This is a genomic window from Brachybacterium phenoliresistens (assembly GCF_039530785.1).
In the GTDB taxonomy this organism is placed as follows: Bacteria; Actinomycetota; Actinomycetes; order Actinomycetales; family Dermabacteraceae; genus Brachybacterium; species Brachybacterium phenoliresistens.
The window spans coordinates 61,630-83,081 of record NZ_BAAAOW010000012.1; the positions used below are offsets into that span (position 1 = coordinate 61,630).

Annotated in this window: 16 protein-coding genes; 15 read left to right on the plus strand and 1 reads right to left on the minus strand. The window is 72.2% G+C overall.

Going from position 1 to position 21,452, the window contains the following annotated elements; all coding sequences use genetic code 11:
- Positions 1-211 precede the first annotated feature (211 nt).
- The 6 genes from mvk to ABD234_RS17860 are packed head-to-tail and all read left to right on the plus strand — an operon-like array spanning position 212 to position 6,838.
- On the plus strand, positions 212-1,357 hold the full coding sequence (gene mvk, locus ABD234_RS17835; protein ID WP_344359147.1) for a mevalonate kinase: 1,146 nt from the start codon (positions 212-214) through the stop codon (positions 1,355-1,357).
- Positions 1,354-2,349 carry a diphosphomevalonate decarboxylase gene (mvaD, locus tag ABD234_RS17840; protein ID WP_344359150.1) on the plus strand — a complete coding sequence of 332 codons (996 nt, stop codon included), beginning with the start codon at positions 1,354-1,356 and terminating at the stop codon, positions 2,347-2,349. Before mvk ends, mvaD begins: the two co-directional genes overlap by 4 nt.
- Complete coding sequence (locus ABD234_RS17845) at positions 2,346-3,485, plus strand: phosphomevalonate kinase (RefSeq protein ID WP_038371732.1); 1,140 nt, start codon at positions 2,346-2,348, stop codon at positions 3,483-3,485. Before mvaD ends, ABD234_RS17845 begins: the two co-directional genes overlap by 4 nt.
- Positions 3,475-4,587, plus strand: a complete 1,113-nt coding sequence (gene fni, locus ABD234_RS17850; RefSeq protein ID WP_344359155.1) for a type 2 isopentenyl-diphosphate Delta-isomerase — start codon at positions 3,475-3,477, stop codon at positions 4,585-4,587. The genes ABD234_RS17845 and fni overlap by 11 nt, the downstream gene beginning before the upstream one ends.
- On the plus strand, positions 4,584-5,678 hold the full coding sequence (locus ABD234_RS17855) for a hydroxymethylglutaryl-CoA reductase (protein ID WP_038371734.1): 1,095 nt from the start codon (positions 4,584-4,586) through the stop codon (positions 5,676-5,678). Before fni ends, ABD234_RS17855 begins: the two co-directional genes overlap by 4 nt.
- Positions 5,675-6,838 carry a hydroxymethylglutaryl-CoA synthase gene (locus ABD234_RS17860; RefSeq protein WP_344359159.1) on the plus strand — a complete coding sequence of 388 codons (1,164 nt, stop codon included), beginning with the start codon at positions 5,675-5,677 and terminating at the stop codon, positions 6,836-6,838. Before ABD234_RS17855 ends, ABD234_RS17860 begins: the two co-directional genes overlap by 4 nt.
- Before the next feature lie 458 nt (positions 6,839-7,296).
- Here ABD234_RS17860 and ABD234_RS17865 read toward each other — a convergent pair whose 3' ends face one another.
- Entirely contained in the window at positions 7,297-9,465 is a 2,169-nt protein-coding gene (locus tag ABD234_RS17865; protein ID WP_344359162.1) for a S9 family peptidase, read from the minus strand.
- Positions 9,466-9,654: 189 nt separating this feature from the next.
- Here ABD234_RS17865 and ABD234_RS17870 point away from each other — a divergent pair, with 189 nt between their 5' ends.
- The 9 genes from ABD234_RS17870 (at position 9,655) to ABD234_RS17910 (ending at position 21,432) form a co-directional block, all read left to right on the plus strand.
- Positions 9,655-10,689, plus strand: a complete 1,035-nt coding sequence (locus ABD234_RS17870; protein WP_344359165.1) for a LacI family DNA-binding transcriptional regulator — start codon at positions 9,655-9,657, stop codon at positions 10,687-10,689.
- 138 nt (positions 10,690-10,827) lie between these two features.
- On the plus strand, positions 10,828-12,645 hold the full coding sequence (locus tag ABD234_RS17875; protein ID WP_344359168.1) for an ABC transporter substrate-binding protein: 1,818 nt from the start codon (positions 10,828-10,830) through the stop codon (positions 12,643-12,645).
- A 9-nt stretch (positions 12,646-12,654) separates the two neighbouring features.
- Positions 12,655-13,665 (plus strand): ABC transporter permease, encoded by a 1,011-nt coding sequence (locus ABD234_RS17880; RefSeq protein WP_038371742.1) that lies wholly within the window; start codon positions 12,655-12,657, stop codon positions 13,663-13,665.
- A 1-nt stretch (position 13,666) separates the two neighbouring features.
- Positions 13,667-14,674, plus strand: coding sequence for an ABC transporter permease (locus ABD234_RS17885; protein ID WP_051486674.1), 1,008 nt, complete (start codon positions 13,667-13,669; stop codon positions 14,672-14,674).
- Positions 14,671-15,630, plus strand: a complete 960-nt coding sequence (locus tag ABD234_RS17890) for an ABC transporter ATP-binding protein (protein WP_084148361.1) — start codon at positions 14,671-14,673, stop codon at positions 15,628-15,630. Before ABD234_RS17885 ends, ABD234_RS17890 begins: the two co-directional genes overlap by 4 nt.
- The gene (locus ABD234_RS17895; protein WP_344359173.1) at positions 15,627-16,520 is read left to right on the plus strand and encodes an ABC transporter ATP-binding protein; all 894 of its coding nucleotides are present in this window, start codon (positions 15,627-15,629) and stop codon (positions 16,518-16,520) included. Before ABD234_RS17890 ends, ABD234_RS17895 begins: the two co-directional genes overlap by 4 nt.
- A gap of 120 nt (positions 16,521-16,640) precedes the next feature.
- Entirely contained in the window at positions 16,641-17,567 is a 927-nt protein-coding gene (locus ABD234_RS17900) for a TolB family protein (RefSeq protein ID WP_344359176.1), read from the plus strand.
- Positions 17,568-17,732: 165 nt separating this feature from the next.
- Entirely contained in the window at positions 17,733-19,673 is a 1,941-nt protein-coding gene (nagE, locus tag ABD234_RS17905) for an N-acetylglucosamine-specific PTS transporter subunit IIBC (RefSeq protein WP_344359180.1), read from the plus strand.
- Between the two features lie 145 nt (positions 19,674-19,818).
- Complete coding sequence (locus tag ABD234_RS17910) at positions 19,819-21,432, plus strand: cation:proton antiporter domain-containing protein (protein WP_344359183.1); 1,614 nt, start codon at positions 19,819-19,821, stop codon at positions 21,430-21,432.
- Positions 21,433-21,452: the final 20 nt, after the last annotated feature.

The window sequence follows — 21,452 nt, forward strand, 5'->3', positions numbered from 1 at the left end:
GAACGGGACCTCGGTCCCGCCGGGGAATCCCGGATCGGCGTAGCGTCGAGGACGTGCCGCCCGCGCGCAGGTGATGTGCAGATAGCGTGCGGATGCGCACGCTGACCGGCGGAAGCGACTCCCGTCACGCCCCTGCTCGGATACTGTGGCAGGCGGCGACAGGCCGGCCGTCGCCCTCCCTTCCCGCTCGAGACTGAGGACGGTTCATACGGTGCCCTACTCGCCAGACGACGCCCCGGACCGCGCCCCCCGGCGCGGCGGCGGCTCCGAGGCGACGCGCGTCCTGGCGACGCCGCGCCGCGGCGGAGGCACGCGGACCGCGCTCGGCTCGCCCGCGGACCCCGACGCCCAGGACCTCGCCGCCTCGGCCACCGGCCTCCATCACGGCTCCGCCCTCACCGACGGACCCGTCGACGGGGTGGGCCGCTCGCACGGCAAGGCGATCCTCATCGGCGAGCACGCCGTGGTCTACGGCGCCGCCGCGATCGCGCTGCCGGTCCCCAGCGTCGAGGCGATCGTCCAGGTCGAGCTGCTGCCGGCGGGGGAGACCAGCCGGCTGACCAGCCGCCTGCACTCAGGGACCTTCGCGACCCTCCCGGCGGAGCTCACCCCGGTCGCCGCCGCCGTCCACGCCGCCGCCACCGCGGTGGGGCTGGACCCCGACCGCATCCACCTGCGCATCGGCAGCCAGGTGCCCATCGGCCGCGGCATGGGCTCCAGCGCGGCGGTCGCCGCCGCCGTCGTCGAGGCGGTGGCCGATGCCGCCGGGGCGCAGCTGACCGCCGAGGTGCGCCACGAGCTGATCCAGACCTCCGAGCGCGTCGCCCACGGCAACCCCAGCGGCCTGGACGCGCGCACCGTCGTCTCCGACCAGCCGGTGCGGTTCCTGCAGCGCCGGCCGCAGGGCTCCGTGCCCGTGGCCCGGCCCACCTCCTTCGTCATCGCCGATTCCGGCGTCTCGGCCTCGACGGCGGTCGCCGTCGCCACCGTGCGGGCCCGCCGCGAGGCCGCCCCGCAGGTCGTCGACGCGGTCATCGAGGAGCTCAGCGCCCTGGTCGACCCCGTGGCCGCCGCCCTCGGCTCCGGCGACATGACGGGCCTGGGCGCCGGCATGACGCGCGCCCATGAGCTGCTGCGCGAGATCGGCGTGAGCTCCCCGGTCCTCGACGATCTCGTCGAGGGCGCCCTGGCGGCCGGCTCGCCCGGCGCCAAGCTCACCGGCAGCGGCGGCGGCGGATGCGTCCTCGCCCTCGCCGCCTCCCCCCAGGCGGCCGACGACCTCGCGCTCGCGCTCCACGCGGCCGGGGCCCCCCGCACCTGGACCATGACGCTCGCACCTCGGAAAGGCGATGCATGACCATCGACGCGACGGCGCGCGCGCACCCCAACATGGCGCTCGTGAAGTACTGGGGCAAGCGCGACGAGCAGATCATGCTGCCCAGCACCGGCAGCCTCTCCATGACGCTCGACGAGTTCCCCACCACGACCACGGTGCAGCTGCGGGAGGATGACGGACCGGACGTCCTCGAGCTGAACGGCGCCGTCGCGCAGGGCGAGCCCCTGCGCCGCGTGACCCGCTTCCTGGACCTGGTGCGCGAGCGCGCCGGCTCCGAGGCCCGCGCCATCGTCCGCAGCCGCAACGAGGTGCCCACCGGGGCGGGGCTGGCCAGCTCGGCCTCCGGCTTCGCGGCCCTGGCGACCGCGGCATCGGCCGTGTACGAGCTGCCGCAGGACACCCGGTCGCTGAGCCGCCTGGCCCGCCGCGGCTCCGGCTCCGCCTGCCGCTCGATCATCGACCGGATGGCCGTGTGGCACGCCGGCGAGGACGACGCGACGAGCTTCGCCGAGCAGATCGAGGCGCCCGAGCTGGCCATGGTCGTAGTCGTCGTCGACGCCGGCGGCAAGAAGGTCTCCAGCCGCGAGGCCATGCGCCTGACCGCCGCGACCTCGCCGTTCGCCGCCGCCTGGCGCGAGAGCACGGCCCGCACCCTCGAGGAGATGCTGGCCGCCTGCCGCGAGGGCGACGTGGAGCGCATCGGCGAGCTCGCCGAGACCAACGCGCTGCGCATGCACGCGGTCATCCAGTCCACCGTGCCCTCGGTGCGCTACCTGCGCGGGGCCAGCGTGGGCGTCTTCGACGCGATCGAGCAGCTGCGGGCCGACGGCCTGCAGGCCTGGGGCACGGCCGATGCCGGGCCCAACGTCGTCGCGATCACCCGCCCGGTCGATGCCGCCGCGGTCGCCGACGCCCTCGCCGGGCACGGCGCGGTGCGCGTGGTCCGCCCGGGCCCCGGGGCGCGCCTGGTCGACGAGCGCGTCGCGCCGGTGAGCACGGGGGAGGCCCGATGATCGAGACCCGCGCCCCCGGGAAGCTGTACATCGCCGGCGAGTACGCGGTGGTCGAGCCCGGCCATCCCGCCGTGCTGGTGGCCGTGGACCGGTACCTGTCGGTGCGCCTGGAGGAGCTGGCCGAGAGCGCCGACTCCGGCCGGGTGCACTCCAGCGCCTACGGCAAGCTGCCGGTGGTGTGGACCCGCGACGCCGAGGATGCGGGGATCGTCCTCGAGCACACCCCCTACGACTACGTGATCAGCGCGATCGCGACCCTCGAGGAGCTGCGCCGCGCCCGCGGCTTCGCGCCGCGCTACTTCGACCTGCACATCTCCAGCGAGCTGGACGACACCAGCGGCCGCAAGTTCGGCCTGGGGTCCTCGGCCGCGGTGGTCGTCGCGACCATCGCCGCGATCGACGAGTTCTACGGGCTGGGCCTGACCCGCACCGAGCGCTTCCAGCTCGCCCTGCTCGCGACCATCCAGGTCAGCCCCCGTGCCTCCGGCGGGGACCTGGCCGCCTCGACCTTCGGCGGCTGGATCCGCTACACCGCCCCCGACCGCGCCGCCCTGCTGGAGCACCTGCGGGCCCACGGCGTCGAGGCGACGCTCGCGAGCGAGACCTGGGAGCTGTTCTCCGTGCGGCATCTGCCGCCGCCGGAGTCCCTGGACCTCATGGTCGGCTGGACGGGCTCGCCGGCCTCGACCGAGCGCCTGGTCCACGGCGTCACCCGCAGCGACCGCGTGCAGCACGGCGGGACCGCCGGCGCCGCCGAGGAGGCCGGGGACTACGCCGGGTTCCTCGCCGACAGCCGCACCTGCCTGGACGCCCTGGTCGACGCCCTCGGCGCGCACGACGAGGTCCGCGTCCTCGCGCTGATCCGCGAGGCCCGCCGCCTCCTGCAGCGCCTGGGCGCCATCTCCGGGACCCTCATCGAGACCCAGAAGCTGCGGGCGCTGTGCGACATCGCCGAATCGGCCGATGCCGCCGGCAAGCCCTCCGGCGCCGGCGGCGGCGACTGCGGGATCGTGCTGGTGCGCCCCGGCGCCGGCGGAGAGATCGCCGCCGGCATCGAGTCCGCCTGGCGCGAGCAGGGGATCCGCCGCCTGGACGTGGCCGTGCACCCCGCCGAAGGAGACCCCGATGGGATCTGAGAGCCTCGCCGCCTCCCGCAAGGAGGACCACATCCGCCTCGCTCGCGAGCAGCGCTCCGCGCCGATCGCCCGCAACGACTTCGACGACGTCGAGTTCCTCCACCACGCGCTGGACGGCGTGGACGTCGCCGAGGTGTCGCTGCAGGCGCAGGTGGGCCCGTGGACCTGGTCCAGCCCGCTGTACATCAACGGCATGACCGGCGGCACCGGCACGGCCGGGCGCGTCAACCGTGCGCTGGCCATCGCCGCCCGCGAGACCGGGGTGCCGATGGCCTCCGGCTCCGTCGGCATCGCCCTGGACGATCCGAGCACCGCCGCGAGCTTCCGGGTGATCCGCGAGGAGAACCCCGACGGCTTCGTGATGGCGAACATCGGCGCCGGCCGCGGGGCCGATGACGCCCGCCGCGCCGTGGACCTGCTGCAGGCCGACGCCCTCCAGCTGCACCTGAACGCGGTGCAGGAGACGATCATGCCCGAGGGCGATCGCGAGTTCTCCTCCTGGATGCGCGGCCTCGAGGAGGTCGTCGCCGGCGCCGGCGTGCCCGTCGTCGTCAAGGAGGTCGGCTTCGGCCTGTCCGGCCGCACCCAGCGCCGCCTCGCCGAGGCCGGGGTGCAGGTCGCCGACGTCTCCGGCACGGGCGGCACGAACTTCGCCCGCATCGAGAGCGCCCGTCGCACCGACGACGTCTCCTACCTGGCCGGCTTCGGCCAGTCCGCCCCGTGCTGCCTGCTGGACGCCCCCGCGGACGGCCCGCAGCTGCTGGCCTCCGGCGGGGTGCGCACCCCGCTGGACGCCGTGCGCGCCTACGCCCTCGGCGCCCGCGCCGCCGGCGTCGCCGGCCCGTTCCTCACCCTCGCCCTGGACGGCGGGGAGGAGGGCGCGGTCGCCGGCATCGGCGCCTGGCTCACCCGGATCCGCGAGCTGCTGGCCCTGCTCGGGGCCCGCAGCGCGGCCGATGCCGCCGGCACCGACGTCCTGGTGCGCGGCGCGGTGCGCGAGTTCGCGCAGCTGCGCGGCATCGACCTCGGCGCCCTCACCCACCGCACCGACGCCCGTCCCCTCGGCTCCCGCCCCGCGGGCAGCGACCAGGAGGAATCATGAGCCCCCGCGACACCCTGACCGTCGAGATCCCCTCCCGCTGGGTCGGTCCGCTGCGCATCAGCGGCAACGCGATCGACGACGAGGTCGAGGTGCCGCTGGCGACCTACGAGTCCCCGCTGTGGCCGTCCGTCGGCCGGGGCGCGCGCGTCTCGCGCATGATCGAGGGCGGCATCCGGGCCACGCTGCTGGATGCCCGCATGGCCCGCTCCAGCCTGTTCGTCGCCCCCGACGCCGCCGGCGCCTTCGCCGCCGACCAGGTCCTCCACGAGCGCGAGGAGGAGCTGCGCGAGGCCGTCGCCGGCACCAGCCGCTTCGCCCGCCTGATCGACGTGCACACCGAGGTCGTCGGCAACCTGCTGTTCGTGCGCTACGCGCTGACCACGGGCGACGCCTCCGGGCACAACATGGTCACCCACGCCGCCGAGGCGCTGCAGGCCCTCATCCTGTCCTGGGACCTGGGCCTGGAGTACGGGTCGATCTCCGGCAACTACTGCACCGACAAGAAGCCCAGCGCCGTCAACGGCGACCTGGGCCGCGGCCGCCGCGTCGTCGCGGACATCCTCATCCCGCACGACGTCCTCGAGAAGACGCTGCGCACGGACGCGAAGCGCATGGTCGACCTGGTGGTGCGCAAGAACCTGGTCGGCGGGACCATCGCCGGCTCGCTGCGCTCCGCGAACGCCCACTACGCCAACATGCTGCTGGCGATCTACCTCGCGACCGGCCAGGACGCCGCGAACATCGTCGAGGGATCCCAGGGCATCACCTACGCCGAGGAGCGCGAGGAGGGGCTGTACTTCTCCTGCAGCCTGCCCCACCTCATCGTCGGCACCGTCGGCAACGGCAAGCACCTCGCGCACGTGGACGAGGCCCTCGAGCGCCTCGGCTGCCGCGCCGAGCGGGAGCCCGGCGCCAACGCGAACCGGCTCGCCGCGATCATCGCCGCCACCGTGCTGTGCGGGGAGCTGTCGCTGCTGGCCGCCCAGACCAACCAGGGCGAGCTGATGCGCGCGCACCGCTCCATGGAGCGCGGCCGCGGCTCGGCCGCCCAACGACCCGCAGGCACCCCCGGAGAGGAGGCACAGTCATGAGCACCGTCGGCATCCATGACCTCGAGCTCGCCACCACCCACCATGTGCTGGACATGGCGGACCTCGCCGAGGCCCGCGGCGTCGATCCGAACAAGTACGTGGTCGGCATCGGCCAGTCCCGCATGAGCGTCCCCGCCCCCGACGAGGACGTGGTGACGATGGCGGCGACCGCCGCCGCCGGGATCGTCGAGCGCCACGGCACGGACGGACTGCGCGCGCTGCTGGTGGCCACCGAGTCCGGCGTCGACCAGAGCAAGTCCGTCGCCGCCTTCGTGCACGGCATGCTGGGCCTGCCCACCACGGTGCGCTCGGTCGAGCTGAAGCAGGCCTGCTACGGCGGCACCGCCGCGCTGCAGATGGCGCTGGGGATCGTCGCCCGCGAGCCCGGCGCGAAGGTGCTGGTCATCAGCACCGACGTGGCGCGCTACGCCCTGGAGACGCCGGGGGAGCCCACCCAGGGCGCCGCCGCCGTGGCCCTGCTGGTCACCGCCGATCCCGCGATGCTGGCGATCGAGCCGATCGCCGGCGTGGCGACCATCGACGTGGACGACTTCTGGCGTCCCAACGACTCGAGCACCGCCGTGGTCGACGGCGCCCTGTCGATGGGCGCCTACCTCTCCTCGCTCACCGCCGCCTGGGACGACTTCGCCGCGCGCGGCGGCGTCCCCATCGAGCAGATCGACCGCTTCCTGCACCACCAGCCGTTCACGAAGATGGCCCGCAAGGCGCACATGTCCCTGGCCCGGCACGTCGGCGTGAAGCTGCCCGCCGAGGCGATGGAGAGCGGGCTGGTGTACAACCGCGAGCTCGGCAACTCCTACACGGCCTCGCTGTACGTGGCGCTGGCCTCGATGCTCGACGCGGAGGACGACCTCGCCGGGAAGCGCCTGGGGCTGTTCAGCTACGGCTCCGGCAGCGTCGGCGAGTTCTTCACCGGCATCGTCCAGGACAGCTACCGGTCGGTGCGCCGCCCCGAGGCCGATCGCGCCGCCATCGAGAACCGCGAGCCGGTCACCGTCGCGCAGTACGTGGACCTGCACCGCACCGTGCTGACCAGCGGCGAGGACGTGGACACGCCCCGCGTGACCCGCGCACCCTTCCGCTTCGCCGGGATCCGGGGCCGCGCGCGCCGCTACGAGCGCACCGGCTCCGCCGCCTGATCATCCCCGCCTGATCATCCCTGATCATCCCCGCGGGGCGTTCCCGCGGGAACGCCCCGCGCCGCCCCGCGGCGGAGCCGGGGCGGAGCCGGGGATGCCGCCGACACGGCGCTCAGCGTCCGGCGCGGTCGAGGATCTTGCCCAGCACGAAGCCGAGGCTCACGGCGAGGACCGCGATCATCAGCAGCTGGGGCGGGGTGAGGCCGAGGATGTCCATGCGACGCACCTCCTGCGCACATCGGGGCGGGGCGCGCGAGCCCGGCGTGACCCGCGGCGCTCCTGATGAGCGTAGGAGCCGGTGCCGGCGGGGCGCATCGTCCGATCGGAGGAGATCCGCGGGGGCGCTGTCCCTCCCGGAATTGTCACTCTGTATGCCAGATCGGCGTCTCCGATGGCATACAGAGTGACAATTCCGGGTCCGCGCCGGGGCGGGCGGGCGAGCCAGCCGGGCGGGGGCCTCAGATCAGCTCGGTGGCGCCGATCTGGTCCAGGAGCCAGGCGAGCTCATCGGCCCGCTGGTCCCACTTGGCGTATCGGCCGGAGCGGCCGCCGTGGCCGGCGACCATCTCGCAGCGGAACACGATGGGCCGCTCGGACTGGTCCGAGGTCACCGTCTCGCGCAGGCGGGCGATCCACTTGGCGGGCTCGACGAAGAACACGCGGGTGTCGTTCAGGGAGGTCGAGGCGAAGATCGCCGGGTATTCCACGGCCCGCACGTTCTCGTAGGGCGTGTACGACTTCATGTAGGCGTACACCTCCGGGTCGTGCAGCGGGTCGCCCCACTCCTCCCATTCGCCCACGGTCAGCGGCAGCGAGGGGTCCAGGATCGTGGTCAGCGCGTCGACGAACGGCACCCCGGCGATGATCGCCCGGAAGGTCTCCGGGGCGAGGTTCGCGGCGGCGCCCATGAGCAGACCGCCGGCGCTGCGGCCCTCAGCCGAGAGCCGGTCCGGCGCCACCCAGCCGGCGTCGACCAGGTGGCGGCCGGCGGCCACGAAGTCGGAGAAGGTACTGCGCTTGGCCTGCAGCTTCCCCTGCTCGTACCAGGCGCGGCCCATCTCGCCGCCGCCGCGCACGTGCGCGATCGCGAGGACCACGCCGCGGTCCAGCAGGGACAGCCGGGTCGCCACGAACGAGGGGTCGATGGACACCTCGTAGGAGCCGTAGCCGTACAGGTACCCGGGGTTCGTGCCGTCGGCCTCGACCTCGCGGCGCATGGCGACCGACAGCGGGATCCGCGTGCCGTCCTCGGCGGTGGCCCACAGGCGCTTCTCGACGTAGAGCTCCGGGTCGTAGTGCGGCACAGGCGTCACCCGCAGCACGGTCCGCTCGCCGGTGGCGAAGCCGGCCTCGGCGACGGTCGCGGGGGTGAGCAGGCTGGTCAGCTGGTAGCGCACCGCCGTCTGGTCCCAGTTCGGGTTCTCGACCAGCCACACCGAGTCCAGCTCGCCGCCGTGGGAGATGTCCCAGGCCGCGGCCACGTCCCAGGGCTCGGCCGATGCCGTGCCTGCCGTTCCTGCCGTGCCTGCCGCCGCGCCGGCGCGGGGGATGACGCGGACGCTCGCGAGGCCGCCGGAGCGCAGCTCGAGCACGGCCGCCGCCGCGAACGCGTCGACGCTCTCGAACCGCTCGCCCTCGGCGGCGGCGAGGATCGTGGTCCACGCGGCCGGGTCCTCGAGCGGGGCGGTGGCCAGCACGAAGCCCTCGTGCCCGTCGTTGTGGACCACCAGCAGGTGATCGCCCGCGTGCTCGAGGGCGTACTCGACGCCGGCGCGGCGCCCGCCGGCGGGCACCGGCGCCGAGGTCGGGTCGGCGAGGTCCAGCAGCCAGCCCTCGCTGGTCGTGGTCGACCCGGCCTGGATCACGAGGGTCGATCGGTCGCGGGAGGTCTCGAAGCCGATCGTGAAGCGCTCGTCGCTCTCCTCGATGACCAGCACGTCCTCCTGCGCGGAGGAGCCGATGCGGTGGCGCCAGATCTGGTGCTGGCGCCAGGCGTCGTCGACCCGGGCGTAGAACAGCCATTCCTGGTCGGTGGAGAACGCCAGCCCGTAGCCGATGCCGGTGACGGCGTCGTCGAGGATCTCGCCGGTCGCGAGGTCCTTGACGATCAGGGCGAAGCGCTCGTCCCCGGCGACGTCGACCGCGTAGGCGAGCAGGTCGTGGCGCGGGGAGGGGCGCAGCCCGCCGAGGGAGAAGAACTCGTGGCCCTGCGCCTCGGCCTGGGCGTCGAGGATGACCTGCTCTCCGGGCAGCAGCTCTCCCGGGGCGATCTGCGGGACGCCGCCGGGCCCGCGGGGGACGTCGGCCGCATCGGGGATGCGGGTGAAGGCGGGGTAGTCCTGGCCCTCGGTGGTGCGGGTGATGTACCACCAGTCCCCGCGGCGCACCGGGACGGACAGGTCGGTCTCCTGGGTGTGGCCGACGAACTCGCCGACGAGGGTCTCGCGCAGTCCGGCGAGGTGGGCGGTGCGGGCGTCGGCGTAGGCGTTCTCGGCCTCGAGGTGCGCGATGACGGCCGGGTCCTCCTTGTCGCGCAGCCACTCGTAGGGGTCCTGGACGGTGTCGCCGTGGAAGGTCCGCTCCTGGGGGCGGCGCTCGGGCTGGGGTGCGGCATGCTCGCTGGTCATGGCCCGAGACTATCGGCCCCGGCCGATCCGGGGAGCCGGGCAGGGGGCCGAGGCGCGCGGCCGTCGCGGCGGGCTGCGGCGGTCATCGGCCGGCGGCGGGGCCGGACGGTGCGTCTACAGTGAGCCCACCATGGCGCGCAGCGGAGCGCGCCGGGGGAGGCGGCCGAGCGCCGTCGGAGGGGAGAGCGCATGCCTCGCATCACCATCATGGACATCGCCCGGGAGGCCGGGGTGTCCAAGACGGCGGTCTCGCTCGCGCTCAACGACAAGCCCGGGGTGTCCGAGGGGACCCGGCAGCGCGTGCGGGAGATCGCCGGGCGCCTCGAATGGCGCCCCCATTACGCGGCGCGCGCCCTGTCCAGCTCGAGCACCGGGGCGTTCGGGCTGGCGCTGGCCCGCAGCGCGGAGACGCTCGGGGCGGAGACGTTCTTCATGTCGCTGTTCGCCGGCATCGAGCGGCGGCTGGCCGAGCTGGACCGGGCGCTGCTGCTGCAGCTGGTGGACGACGTCGAGCACGAGACGGCGCTGCTGGGCCGATGGGCGGGGGAGCAGCGGGTGGACGGGGTGATCCTGCTGGACCTGCGGGTGGACGACCCGCGGATCGACGCCCTGCCGCGGCTGGGCGTGCCGCTGGCGGCCTCCGCCCCCGAGCCGCTGGGGCGCGGCATCTCCACGCTGGTCACCGACGAGCGCGGCCGGATGCGCCTGCTGGTCGAGCACCTGCTGGAGCGGGGGCACCGGCGGCTGACGTTCCTCACCGGGCCGGGGGAGTTCCTCCACGTCGCGCACCGGATCATGTCCTTCACGGCCTGCGTCCGCGAGGCCGACGGCCTCGCGCGGATCCGCGAGACGGACTACTCGGTGGGTGCGGCCGAGGCGGTGGCCCGCGAGATCGCGGCGCTCCCGCGCGCGCAGCGGCCCACGGCGGTGGTCGTGGACAACGATCTGCTCGCCGTGCGGCTGATGGTGGCGCTGTCCCGGGTGGGCCTGGACGTTCCCGGCGATCTGGCGGTCGCCGCCATGGAGGACTCGCTGCTGTGCACGCTCACCGATCCGCCGGTGACGGCGCTGGGCCGGGACCTGCCCCGTCACGGCGCGCAGCTCGTGGACCTGCTGGAGCGCGGCATCGGGGGCGCGCCGGAGGACTCCGCCGCGGATCCCAGCACGATCCGCGAGCGGGCCAGCACGGCGCTGACCAGCGAAGAAACCACCACTGGTAGGTGAACCGGTTCATATCGTGACGGGATCGTGATGATCGCGTGAACGTGACCCATTCCGGATCGTGCGTATGATCCCGAGCACGGGTCAGTGCCGACCCGCAGCTCCAATGAGGGAGCCAGAGACTAGAGAGGCAGTTCAGACATGACTGAGCTCGAATCGCGCCGGACGGACCAGCGCAGCACCACCTCGCGCCGGCGCTTCATCGCCGCCACCGGAGCCCTCGGCGGCACTGCGGCGCTCGCCGCCTGCGGCGGGGGCGGCGGCGACGCGGGCGAGGGCAGCGACCTCGTCGGCGTCGGGAACAACGGCCAGGCCGGCCGCGGCCGCAGCGGGGACTCCGCCGAGCACCTGTTCATCGCCGGCTTCCAGTGGAGCCCTCCCACGAACTTCAACACCTTCGCCGGCGCCCCCGCCTGGCCCGCCGCCGCCAACGTGGCCCAGTACGTCTACGAGACGCTGCTGCGCTTCCACATCGTCTCCGGCGAGCTCAAGCCGGGGCTGGCCGCCTCCTATGAGGTCTCCGGCTCCGAGTCGATCACCCTCACGCTGCAGGACGGCATCACCTGGCACGACGGCTCCGCCTTCACCACGGACGACGTGCTGTACACCTTCGAGCTCGGCAAGATCGACCCCTCGCTGGGCATCGCCGCGTTCTGGCTCGAGGTCGACGAGATGACCGCCGAGGGCAACACCATCAGCATCGCGATCAACCAGGAGCGCAAGAACGTCGGCATGGTGCTGACCAACCTCGCGCAGCAGTTCATCGTGCCCAAGGCCGTCTTCGAGAAGGCCGCCGCGGAGACCGGCAACAAGCTCGCCACCTGGGAGACCCAGGAGCTCATGGGCACCGGTCCGTTCACCCTGGAGACCGCGGACCAGACCCAGGTCATCCTGGCCCGTCACGACGACTACTGGGGCAAGGACTTCTACGGCGGCCTGCCCGCGATGAGCAAGATCGTCCACCCGATCTTCAAGTCCAACGAGGACGGCAACATCAAGTTCCAGAACGGCGAGCTGGACGTCATGCAGCAGTTCGTCCCCCAGATCTCCAAGATGTGGGAGTCGAACAAGCCCGTCGGCACCTACCTCCAGGACGAGCCCTACTTCGTGCCCGGCTCGATGCCGCTGCTCATGATGAACACCACCAAGCCCGGCCTGGACGATCCGGCCGTGCGCAAGGCCCTGGCCCACGCGGTGGACTACGCCTCCATCGCCGAGACGGCCATGTCCGGCTACTCCTCGCAGGTGCTGGCCTCGCTCATCGTCCCCGACGGCGCCGAGGACCAGTGGCTGGACCGCGACAAGGCGGAGGCCGACGGCTGGACCTACGACGCCGCCAAGGCGGAGGAGCTCCTGCAGGCCGCCGGCTACGCGAAGGGCTCCGACGGCTTCTACGCCAAGGACGGCGTGAAGCTGGGCCCCTGGAAGCTCATCACCCCGCAGGGCTGGACCGACTGGAACGCCGCCCTCGAGATCGTCGCCAAGAACCTGCAGGCGATCGGCGTGGACGCCTCCACGAACTTCCCCCAGCAGGCCCAGGCCCAGACCGCCATCCAGAACGGCGACTTCGACATGTGCTGCTGGTACGTCGCGGGCACCAACCCCGCCACGCCCTGGCAGCGCTTCAGCGACGTGATGAGCAACGAGGACATGGTCCCCGCCGGCCAGACGGCCTACCGCAACCTCACCCGCTGGGAGAACGCCGAGGTCAACGACCTGCTCGCGGCGGCCGCCGCGGCCTCGGACGACGCCTCCAAGAAGGCCGCCATGACGGCGCTGGACGACCTGTACCGCACGGCGGTCCCCGTCTTCCCGCTCATGTACCGCCCGGACGAGTTCTTCGAGTTCAACGCGAGCAACTGGTCGAACTGGCCGACCGAGGACAACGACTACGCGCCGCCGATGTTCCGCGGGGCCGGTAACGAGTGGATCTTCAAGATCAAGCAGATCGGCGCCTGAGGCCCTCACATGAAGCTCGGACGCTACATCGCCACGAAGACGGTGTGGTACGCGGTGGCCCTGATCGCGGCAGTGGGACTGAACTTCCTGCTGCCGCGACTGGTCCCCGGCAACCCCGTCGACGTCATCGTCTCCAACCTCGCCCGCGGCGGCTCCGTCACCAGCGAGCAGCAGAAGCAGATCTACGACAGCTTCGTCGCGGAGTTCGGACTGGACCAGCCCCTCTGGCAGCAGTTCTTCACGTACGTGGGGAAGGTGTTCTCCGGTGACCTGGGGACCTCCTTCGCGTACTACCCGGCCTCGGTCAACGGGCTGATCGGCGACGCCCTGCCTTGGTCGATCGCCGTGCAGCTGCCGGCGATCCTCATCGGCTGGGTGCTGGGCAACCTCGTGGGCGCGATCGCCGCGTTCCGCGGCGGCAACTGGGACCGCAGCGTGTTCACCTCCTCGCTGTTCCTGTCCTCGATGCCCTATTACTGCCTGTCGATCCTGCTGCTGTACGGCCTCGCCGTGGTCGCCGGGGTCTTCCCCGTGGGCGGCGCCTACTCGCTGGGCAGCACGCCCGAGCTGAGCGTGAGCTTCCTGCTGGACGCCCTGGACTACTACTGGCTGCCGTTCCTGTCGCTGGTGATCGTGTTCATCGGCGGCCAGGCCGTGGGCATGCGCTCCATGGCGATCTACGAGCTGGGCGGGGACTACGTCAACTACGCCCGGGCCATGGGCATCGGCGACAACAAGATCACCACCTACATCTTCCGCAACGCGATGCTCCCGCAGATCACGGGCCTGGCTCTGTCGATCGGCACGCTCGTCGGCGGCGCCCTGATCACGGAGCTCGTCTTCAGCTATCCGGGCGTCGGGACGCTCCTGTTCAACGCGATCGCCGCGAACGACTACCCCGTCATCCAGGCGATCACGCTCATCATCACGGTCGCCGTGCTGCTGGCGAACTTCTGCGTGGAGATCGTCTACGGCATCGTCGACCCGCGCATCCGCGCCGCGAAGTCCGGGGAGAAGTGATATGACACAGGAACTCGCCGCCGTCGCGGAGCCGAAGCAGGCCTCGCTGCTGACGCGCCTGAACCCGCTGCGCGGGATGAACCTCTCCTCCCGCTTCTGGATCGCCCTGGTCATCGTCGCGATCGTGATGCTGCTGGGCCTGGCCGGATTCGTGTACCCCACCGGGTCCGGCGAGAAGGTCGGCTCCCTCTACGACGCGCCCGGCAACGGGCTGCTGCTGGGCACGGACAACTTCGGCCATGACGTCGTGGCCGTGCTCATGGCCGGCACCCGCACCTCGCTGACCATCGGCCTGGTGGCAGGCATCGTCGCCACCCTGATCGGCGTGGCCATCGGCCTGATCGCCGGCTTCGTCGGCGGCTGGGTCGAGGAGCTGCTCATGGGCTTCACGAACGTGGTGCTCGCGATCCCCTCGATCATCGTGCTGATCCTCATCTCGATCTCGCTGCCGCAGAGCACGATCTGGTCGCTGGCGATCGTCATCGGCATCACCTCGTGGCCCTGGACCGCCCGCGCCGTGCGCGCCCAGGCGTCCTCGGTCGCCACCCGCGAGCACATCGACGTCGCCCGGCTCTCCGGGGCCCGGCTGCCGGAGATCCTCGTCAAGGACGTGCTGCCGTACATCCTGTCGTACACGGTGATGGCCTTCGTGCTGCAGGTCTCCGGGGCGATCCTCGCCGAGGCGGCCCTGTCGATGCTGGGCCTGGGCCCCTCGGGGACCGACTCGCTGGGCACCCAGCTGCACTGGGCGCTGGCCTTCCAGGCCGTCGCCTCCGGCGCCTGGTGGGCCTTCCTCCCGCCGACGATCGTGCTGACCTTGGTCTCCTTCGGCTTCCTGCTGCTGCAGGCCAGCCTGGACGAGGTGTTCAACCCGAGGCTGCGCCGCGGCAAGAAGAAGCAGATGAAGAAGGCGGCGGCGCGCCGCGCCGCCGAGGCCAGGGCCCTCGCGGAGGCGGCCGCATCGGCCGTCGACGGGTCCTCACGCACCCGGGCAGGAGAGAGCGCATGACCACCACGCCCGCCCCGCAGTCCGGGGCAGAGACCGGGGTCCTCGCCCGGGTCAGCGATGTCCGCTGCGTCTACGGCGGCGGCGAGCAGGACTTCACCGCCGTCGACGGCGTCTCGTTCGAGCTGAACGAGGGCGAGATCCTGGGCCTGGCCGGCGAGTCCGGCTGCGGCAAGACGACCCTCGGCAACGCCCTGGCGATGATCGCCGTGCCCCCGCTGTACGTCCTGTCGGGCCGGCTCGGGATCGACGGCCGGGAGATCGACCTCGCGACGCTGAACGCGGCCGACGTCAAGGCGCATCGGCCCTACCGCGGCACGACCGTCTCGATGCTGCCGCAGGGCGCCATGAACGCGATCAGCCCGACGCTGCGGATCCGCAGCCTGGTGCTGGACGTGATGCGCGCCCACGACAAGAACGTCGCCAAGGACGAGGCCCTGGACCTCGCCCGGGACCGCCTGAAGATGCTCGAGATGCCGGTGCGCGTGCTCGACTCGTACGCCCACCAGCTCTCCGGCGGCATGAAGCAGCGCGTGATCACCGTGATCTCCACGCTGCTGAACCCCCGCCTGCTGATCGCCGACGAGCCCACATCGGCCCTGGACGTGTCCAGCCAGCGCATGCTCGTGGAGATGCTGCTGGCGATGGTCGAGCAGCGGATCATGTCCGGCGTCGTCTTCGTGACCCACGACCTGCCGGTGCTCTCGCAGATCTCCGACAAGCTCGCGATCATGAACCGCGGCGCGATCGTCGAGATGGGGCCGACGGCCCAGCTCGTCGAGGACCCGCAGCATCCGTACACCGAGAAGCTGCTCGGCTCGGTGCTCGACCCCACGGCCGAGACCCGCCGCAAGGGCAAGGAGTGGCTCACGGGCGGCTCCGGGCTGGTCCGCTCCGCGACCGAGACCGCCGCCTCCGGGACCTCCCCGTCCGACACCCCGAAGGGAGCGACGTCGTGAACGAGAACGCCACGCCCGACCCGGCCCCGCACACGCACCGGGCGGAGTCCGCATCGGGCCCGCAGACCAGCGCCGACGGCGTGGTCACCCACTCCGTCCCGACCGACGAGGCGGTGCTCAGCTGCCGCAACGTCAACAAGGTCTTCAGCGTCGCCGGGAACAAGGTGCATGCCGTCGACGACGTCAGCCTCGACTTCGCGGCCGGCAAGGTGCTCGCGGTGGTGGGCGAGTCGGGGTCCGGGAAGTCGACCCTGGCCCGCATGCTGCTGCGCCTCATGCCCGTCACCTCGGGCACGATCACCTTCCGCGGGCAGGACGTCACCCACATCAAGGGTGCCGAGCTGCGCCGGTACTGGACGGAGGTGCAGGCCGTCTTCCAGGACCCCTTCGCCTCCTTCAACCAGTTCTTCACCGTGGGGTCGCTGCTACGGCGCAGCCTCAAGCTCGCCGCGGTCGACAAGGCGGAGGCCGACGCCCTCATCGAGGAGTGCCTGGGCTACGTCGGGCTCACCCCGAAGGACGCCCTGCACAAGTACCCGCACCAGATGTCCGGAGGCCAGCGCCAGCGCGTCATGGTCGCCCGCGCCCTCATGATGCGGCCCAAGGTGCTGCTGGCCGATGAGGCGACCTCGATGCTGGACGCCTCGCTGCGCGTGAACGTGCTCAACGTGCTGCACGACCTCAAGGCCGACCTCGGGCTGACGGTCCTGTTCATCACCCACGACATCGGGCAGGCGACGTACCTCGCCGACCGCGTCGCGGTGATGGAGCACGGCAAGGTCGTCGAGCGCGGCACCACCGAGGAGGTCATCTTCTCCCCGCAGGCCGAGTACACCCGCCGGCTCCTCGCCGACGTCCCCGACCTGCGCGGCAGCCTCAAGCAGCGCTGAGGGGAAGCACCGATCCGCGCCGTCCCGGCCTCCCGCCGGGACGGCGCGGCCGTGCGGGGCCTACGGTGGTCCCAGGCGGCACCCGCGGCCACGATCGACGCTCACCCCCAGGAGGAACGAATGCGGACCCTGCGCCCCGGGCAGCGGACCACGGTGCTGATCGGCGGCCCCGACGCCGCCGAGCCCACGGTGGTCCACGAGACCGACGAGATCCTCCTCGAGGCCCCCAACTGGACCGCCGACGGCCGGCTCCTGCTCAACGGCGAGGGCCGCCTGTTCGCCCTCGACCTCGCCACCGCCGACCTCGCCGAGATCCCCTTCGAGGGCCTGCCGGACATCAACAACGACCACGTCCTGCACCCGGACGGGGAGCACATCCTCATGTCCGCGCAGGACGGCCAGATCTACCGGGGCGCCCTGACCGGCGGGCCCGTCGAGGCCGTCACCGAGGGGGAGGGCGGGCACTTCCTGCACGGCATCTCCCCGGACGGGCGGCGCATCGCCTACCTGGACGTGGACGAGCGCTGGATCGGCCGCGTGATCGTCCAGGACCTCGCCACCGGCGCCCGCACCGAGGTCCCCACCGGGCACGGCCACGTCGACGGGCCCGAGTGGACGCCCGACGGCGCCTGGATCCTGTGCTCCAGCGAGGCCTTCACCTCCACCCCCGGCCATGCGCAGATCACGCGGGTGCGCGCCGACGCCCCGCACGCCGCCCCCGAGGCCCCGCGCCCTCCCGTCAACGCCGATGCGCCGACCTTCGACGAGGCCCGCGGCGACGGCCCGCAGCACCTGCTCACCAGCGGTACCGTCGACTGGTTCCCGCATCCTTCGCCCGACGGCCGCTGGGCGAGCTACCTGTCCTACCCGGCGGGCACCCTCGGCCATCCCGAGGACCGGCCCGTCGTGGTCAAGCTCGTCGAGCTGCCGGACTGGTCCCGTCCCGTGCGCCAGTACCCGGTGCCCGGAGGCCAGGGCACGATCAACGTCAACAGCTGGGCCCCGGACTCCACCCGCTTCGCCTTCGTCGCCTACCCCTTCTCCTGAGCGAGCGCTACGTGATCGAACGTGGTTGAACGCACACGAAAAGTGCCAGCTTCGCTCACACTTCGGGCGATTCGGACGGTAATCTCTCGTCAGCACCCGTGTCGCCGACCCCGCGCCACCTGACGACGACGCCGACCCCGCGCGTCCCCGCCCCCGGAGGTATCGATGAAGTTCTTCCAACGACTCGGCAGATCGCTGATGCTGCCCGTCGCCGTCCTGCCCGTGGCCGCGATCCTCTCCGGCATCGGGTACTGGATCACGAGCGCCTCCGGCGGCGAGAGCAACGTGGTCGCGGTGTTCTTCTCCGCCGCCGGCGGCGCGCTGCTGGACAACATGCCCGTCCTGTTCGCGATCGGCGTCGCCATCGGCATGGCCTCGAAGGCGGACGGCACCGCGGCGCTCGCCGGCCTCGTCTCCTGGCTGACGGTGACCACGCTGCTGAGCCCGGACAACGTCGCGAAGTTCCGCGGGATCGCGGAGGTCGCGGACGTCGACCCGGCGTTCACCAAGGTCGAGAACGTCTTCGTCGGCATCATCTGCGGCCTGATCGGCGCCTACGCCTACGACAAGTTCAAGGACACCAAGCTGCCGGACGCGCTGTCGTTCTTCTCCGGCCGCCGCTCGGTCGCGATCGTCACCGCCGGCATGTCGCTCGTCGTGGCGCTGGCGCTGTTCGTCATCTGGCCGCTGGTGTACACGGGCCTGGTCCTGTTCGGCGAGTTCATCGTGACCCAGGGGCCGATCGGCGCCGGGATCTACGGCTTCCTCAACCGCATGCTGATCCCGCTGGGCCTGCACCACGCGCTGAACTCGGTGTTCTGGTTCGACGTCGCGGGCATCAACGACCTGGTGAACTTCCAGACCGGCGAGGGCACGCGCGGCGTGACCGGCCAGTACATGACCGGCTTCTTCCCCGTGATGATGTTCGGCCTGCCCGGCGCGGCCCTGGCGATGTACACCACCGCGCTCACCGCACGGAAGAAGATCGCCGCCGGCATCCTGCTCTCCGGGGCGGTCTCCTCCTTCTTCGTCGGCGTCACCGAGCCCCTCGAGTTCGCCTTCATGTTCCTGGCCCCCGGCCTGTACGTGGTCCACGCCCTGTTCATGGGCATCTCCATGGCGGTCAGCGCGATGCTGCCGGTGCGCATGGGCTTCGGCTTCTCCGGCGGGTTCATCGACCTCGTGCTGGGCTGGGTGAACCCGATGGCCCAGAACCCGTGGGCGATCCCGGTGATGGGCGTGTTCTGGTTCGTCGTGTACTTCCTGACCTTCCGGTTCATCATCCTGAAGTTCCGTCTGAAGACCCCGGGCCGCGAGGACGCGGCCGATCTCGCCGAGGGCGGGGACGGTGCGGAGGGCTCCGCCGCGGCGGGCGGCTTCCTGGGCACCGGCGCCGCCTTCCTGGCCGCGCTCGGCGGCCCGAAGAACATCGTCGACCTCGAGAACTGCGCGACCCGCCTCCGCATGGAGCTGGCCGACGTCTCCGTGATCGACGAGCCCGCGCTCAAGCGCGCCGGCGCCGCCGGCGTCATGAAGCCCGGCGGGACCTCCGTGCAGGTCATCTACGGCCTGAACGTGCAGTTCGTGAAGGACGCCATGGACGATCTGATCGCCGGCCGGGTGGAGGCCCCCTCGGCCCCCGTCGAGGCCGATGACGCCCCCGCGGCGGCCGAGGCCGCCCCGGGCGCCGGGTTCCTCACCGAGATCGTCCGCCTGCGCCAGCCGCTCGCGGGGCGGATCGTCGCCCTCGAGGACGTGCCGGACGCGACCTTCGCGGGCGGCATCATGGGCCCGGGCCTCGCGATCGAGCCCGCCTCGGGCGAAGTCGTCGCCCCGGCCGCGGGGACCGTCGCCCACGTCTTCGACACCGGGCACGCCGTGGCGCTGCAGCTGGACGACGGCACGGAGGTGCTGATCCACGTCGGCATCGACACGGTGCAGATGAAGGGCGCGGGCTTCACCACCCACGTCGCCGCAGGGCAGCGGGTCGAGGCCGGCGACCCGCTGATCACGGCGGATCTCGACGCGATCCGCGCGGCGGGCCACCCCACCATCACCCCGGTGATCGCCCTGAACCGCAAGGGATCCCACCTCGAGCTGGTCTGAGCGGGTCCGGAATCGGCCGTGCCCTGCCCTCGCGGCAGGGCACGGCCGATTCCGCACGCGGACCCTCCGGGAGGACCCCGCGGCGCTAGCATCGGAGCAGGCAGGGAAGCCCGTGCCCTGGTGATCCGAGGTGAGGACCCCGACCATGGTCGAGATCGTGGCGACGCTGGGGACGGCCACCGTCCTGGGCATCGTCGCGCACCTGCTGCGGGTGCCGCCGCTGGTGGGCTTCCTGGTGGCCGGGTTCCTGCTGGGGGCCCTGGGCGTCACCCCGTTCCCCGGGCTCGAGCAGGCCTCGCACCTGGGCGTCACCCTGCTGCTGTTCACCATCGGCCTGAAGTTCGACGCCCGGACCATCCTGCGCCCCGAGGCCTTCGGCACGGCCGCCGCCGACATGGCCGTCAGCATGGTCCTGGGGGCGGTGACGCTGCTGCTGGCCGGCGCGCTGGGCCTGGCGGACCTCGACGGCGGCTGGCGGACCCTGGCGCTGGTCGGCTTCGCCCTGTCGTTCTCCTCGACGGTGCTGTGCGTCAAGGTGCTCGAGGAGCGCTCGGACGACGGCTCCCTGTACGGGCAGACGGCGATCGCCATCCTCGTCATCCAGGATCTCGCCGCGGTCGCCTTCATCTCCGGCAGCGAGGGGCACGCGCCGAGCCCCTGGGCGATCGCCGTGGTCCTGCTGCTGATCCCGGCCGCCTGGGTGCTGCGGCAGGTTCTCGACCTGGTCGGCTGGGGGGAGCTGCTGATCCTGTTCGGCGTGGTCGCGGCGATCGGGCCCGGCTACGCCCTGTTCGAGCTGGTCGGCATCGAGGGCGACCTCGGCGCGCTGGTGATCGGCATGCTGCTGGCCTCGCATCCGCGGGCGCTGGACCTGTCCAAGGCGCTGTTCGGGATCAAGGAGCTGCTGCTGGTCGGGTTCTTCCTGACCATCGGCCTCGAGGTCGTGCCGCGCTGGCAGGACCTGGTGCTGGCGGTGCTGCTGTGCGCGGTGCTGCTGCCCACCACGATCATCAGCTTCGCCCTGCTCAGCCGCCTGTTCGGGCTGCGCAACCGGACCTCGCTGCGGATCGGCCTGGTGCTGGGCAACTTCTCGGAGTTCTCCCTCATCGTCGCGGCGGTGGGGGTGGGCGGCGGCCTTCTCGGGCAGCGGTGGCTGGCCGTGGTGGCGATCGCCGTCGCCCTCGGCATGGTGGTCTCCTCGGTGCTCAACGCCCGCTCAGCACGGATCATCGCCCGGCTGGTCGAGCGCCTGCCCGAGGCCGATCCGTCCCGTCTGCGCGAGGCCGACCGGCCGATCGACACCACCGGGGTGGACGTGGTCGTCTTCGGCATGGGTCGGGTGGGCCGGGCGACCTACGAGCGGCTGCTCGAGACGGGGGAGCGCCGGGTGCTGGGGGTGGACAACGACCACGGCGTGGTCCAGCGCCTGCACGCCCAGGGGTACCACGTCGTCGAGGGGGACGCGACGGACCTCGACTTCTGGCATCGGATCCGCACCGGCGGCTTCGTGCAGACGGTCATCCTGGCCATGCCCATCCATGACTCGAACGTCTTCGCCCTCCAGCAGCTGCGCGAGGCGGACTTCGCCGGGACGGTCGCCGCCGTGGCCCAGCACCAGGACCAGGTCGAGCACCTCGAGGGGGAGGGCGTGGGCTCGGTGCTGAACCTGTACTCGGGCGCCGGGATCGCCCTGGCGGACCTCGCGCTGCCGCCCACGGAATCCTCCTCCGGGAACGCGGAGGCCGACGGAGAATCGTAGAGGAAATCGACGAGGAAATC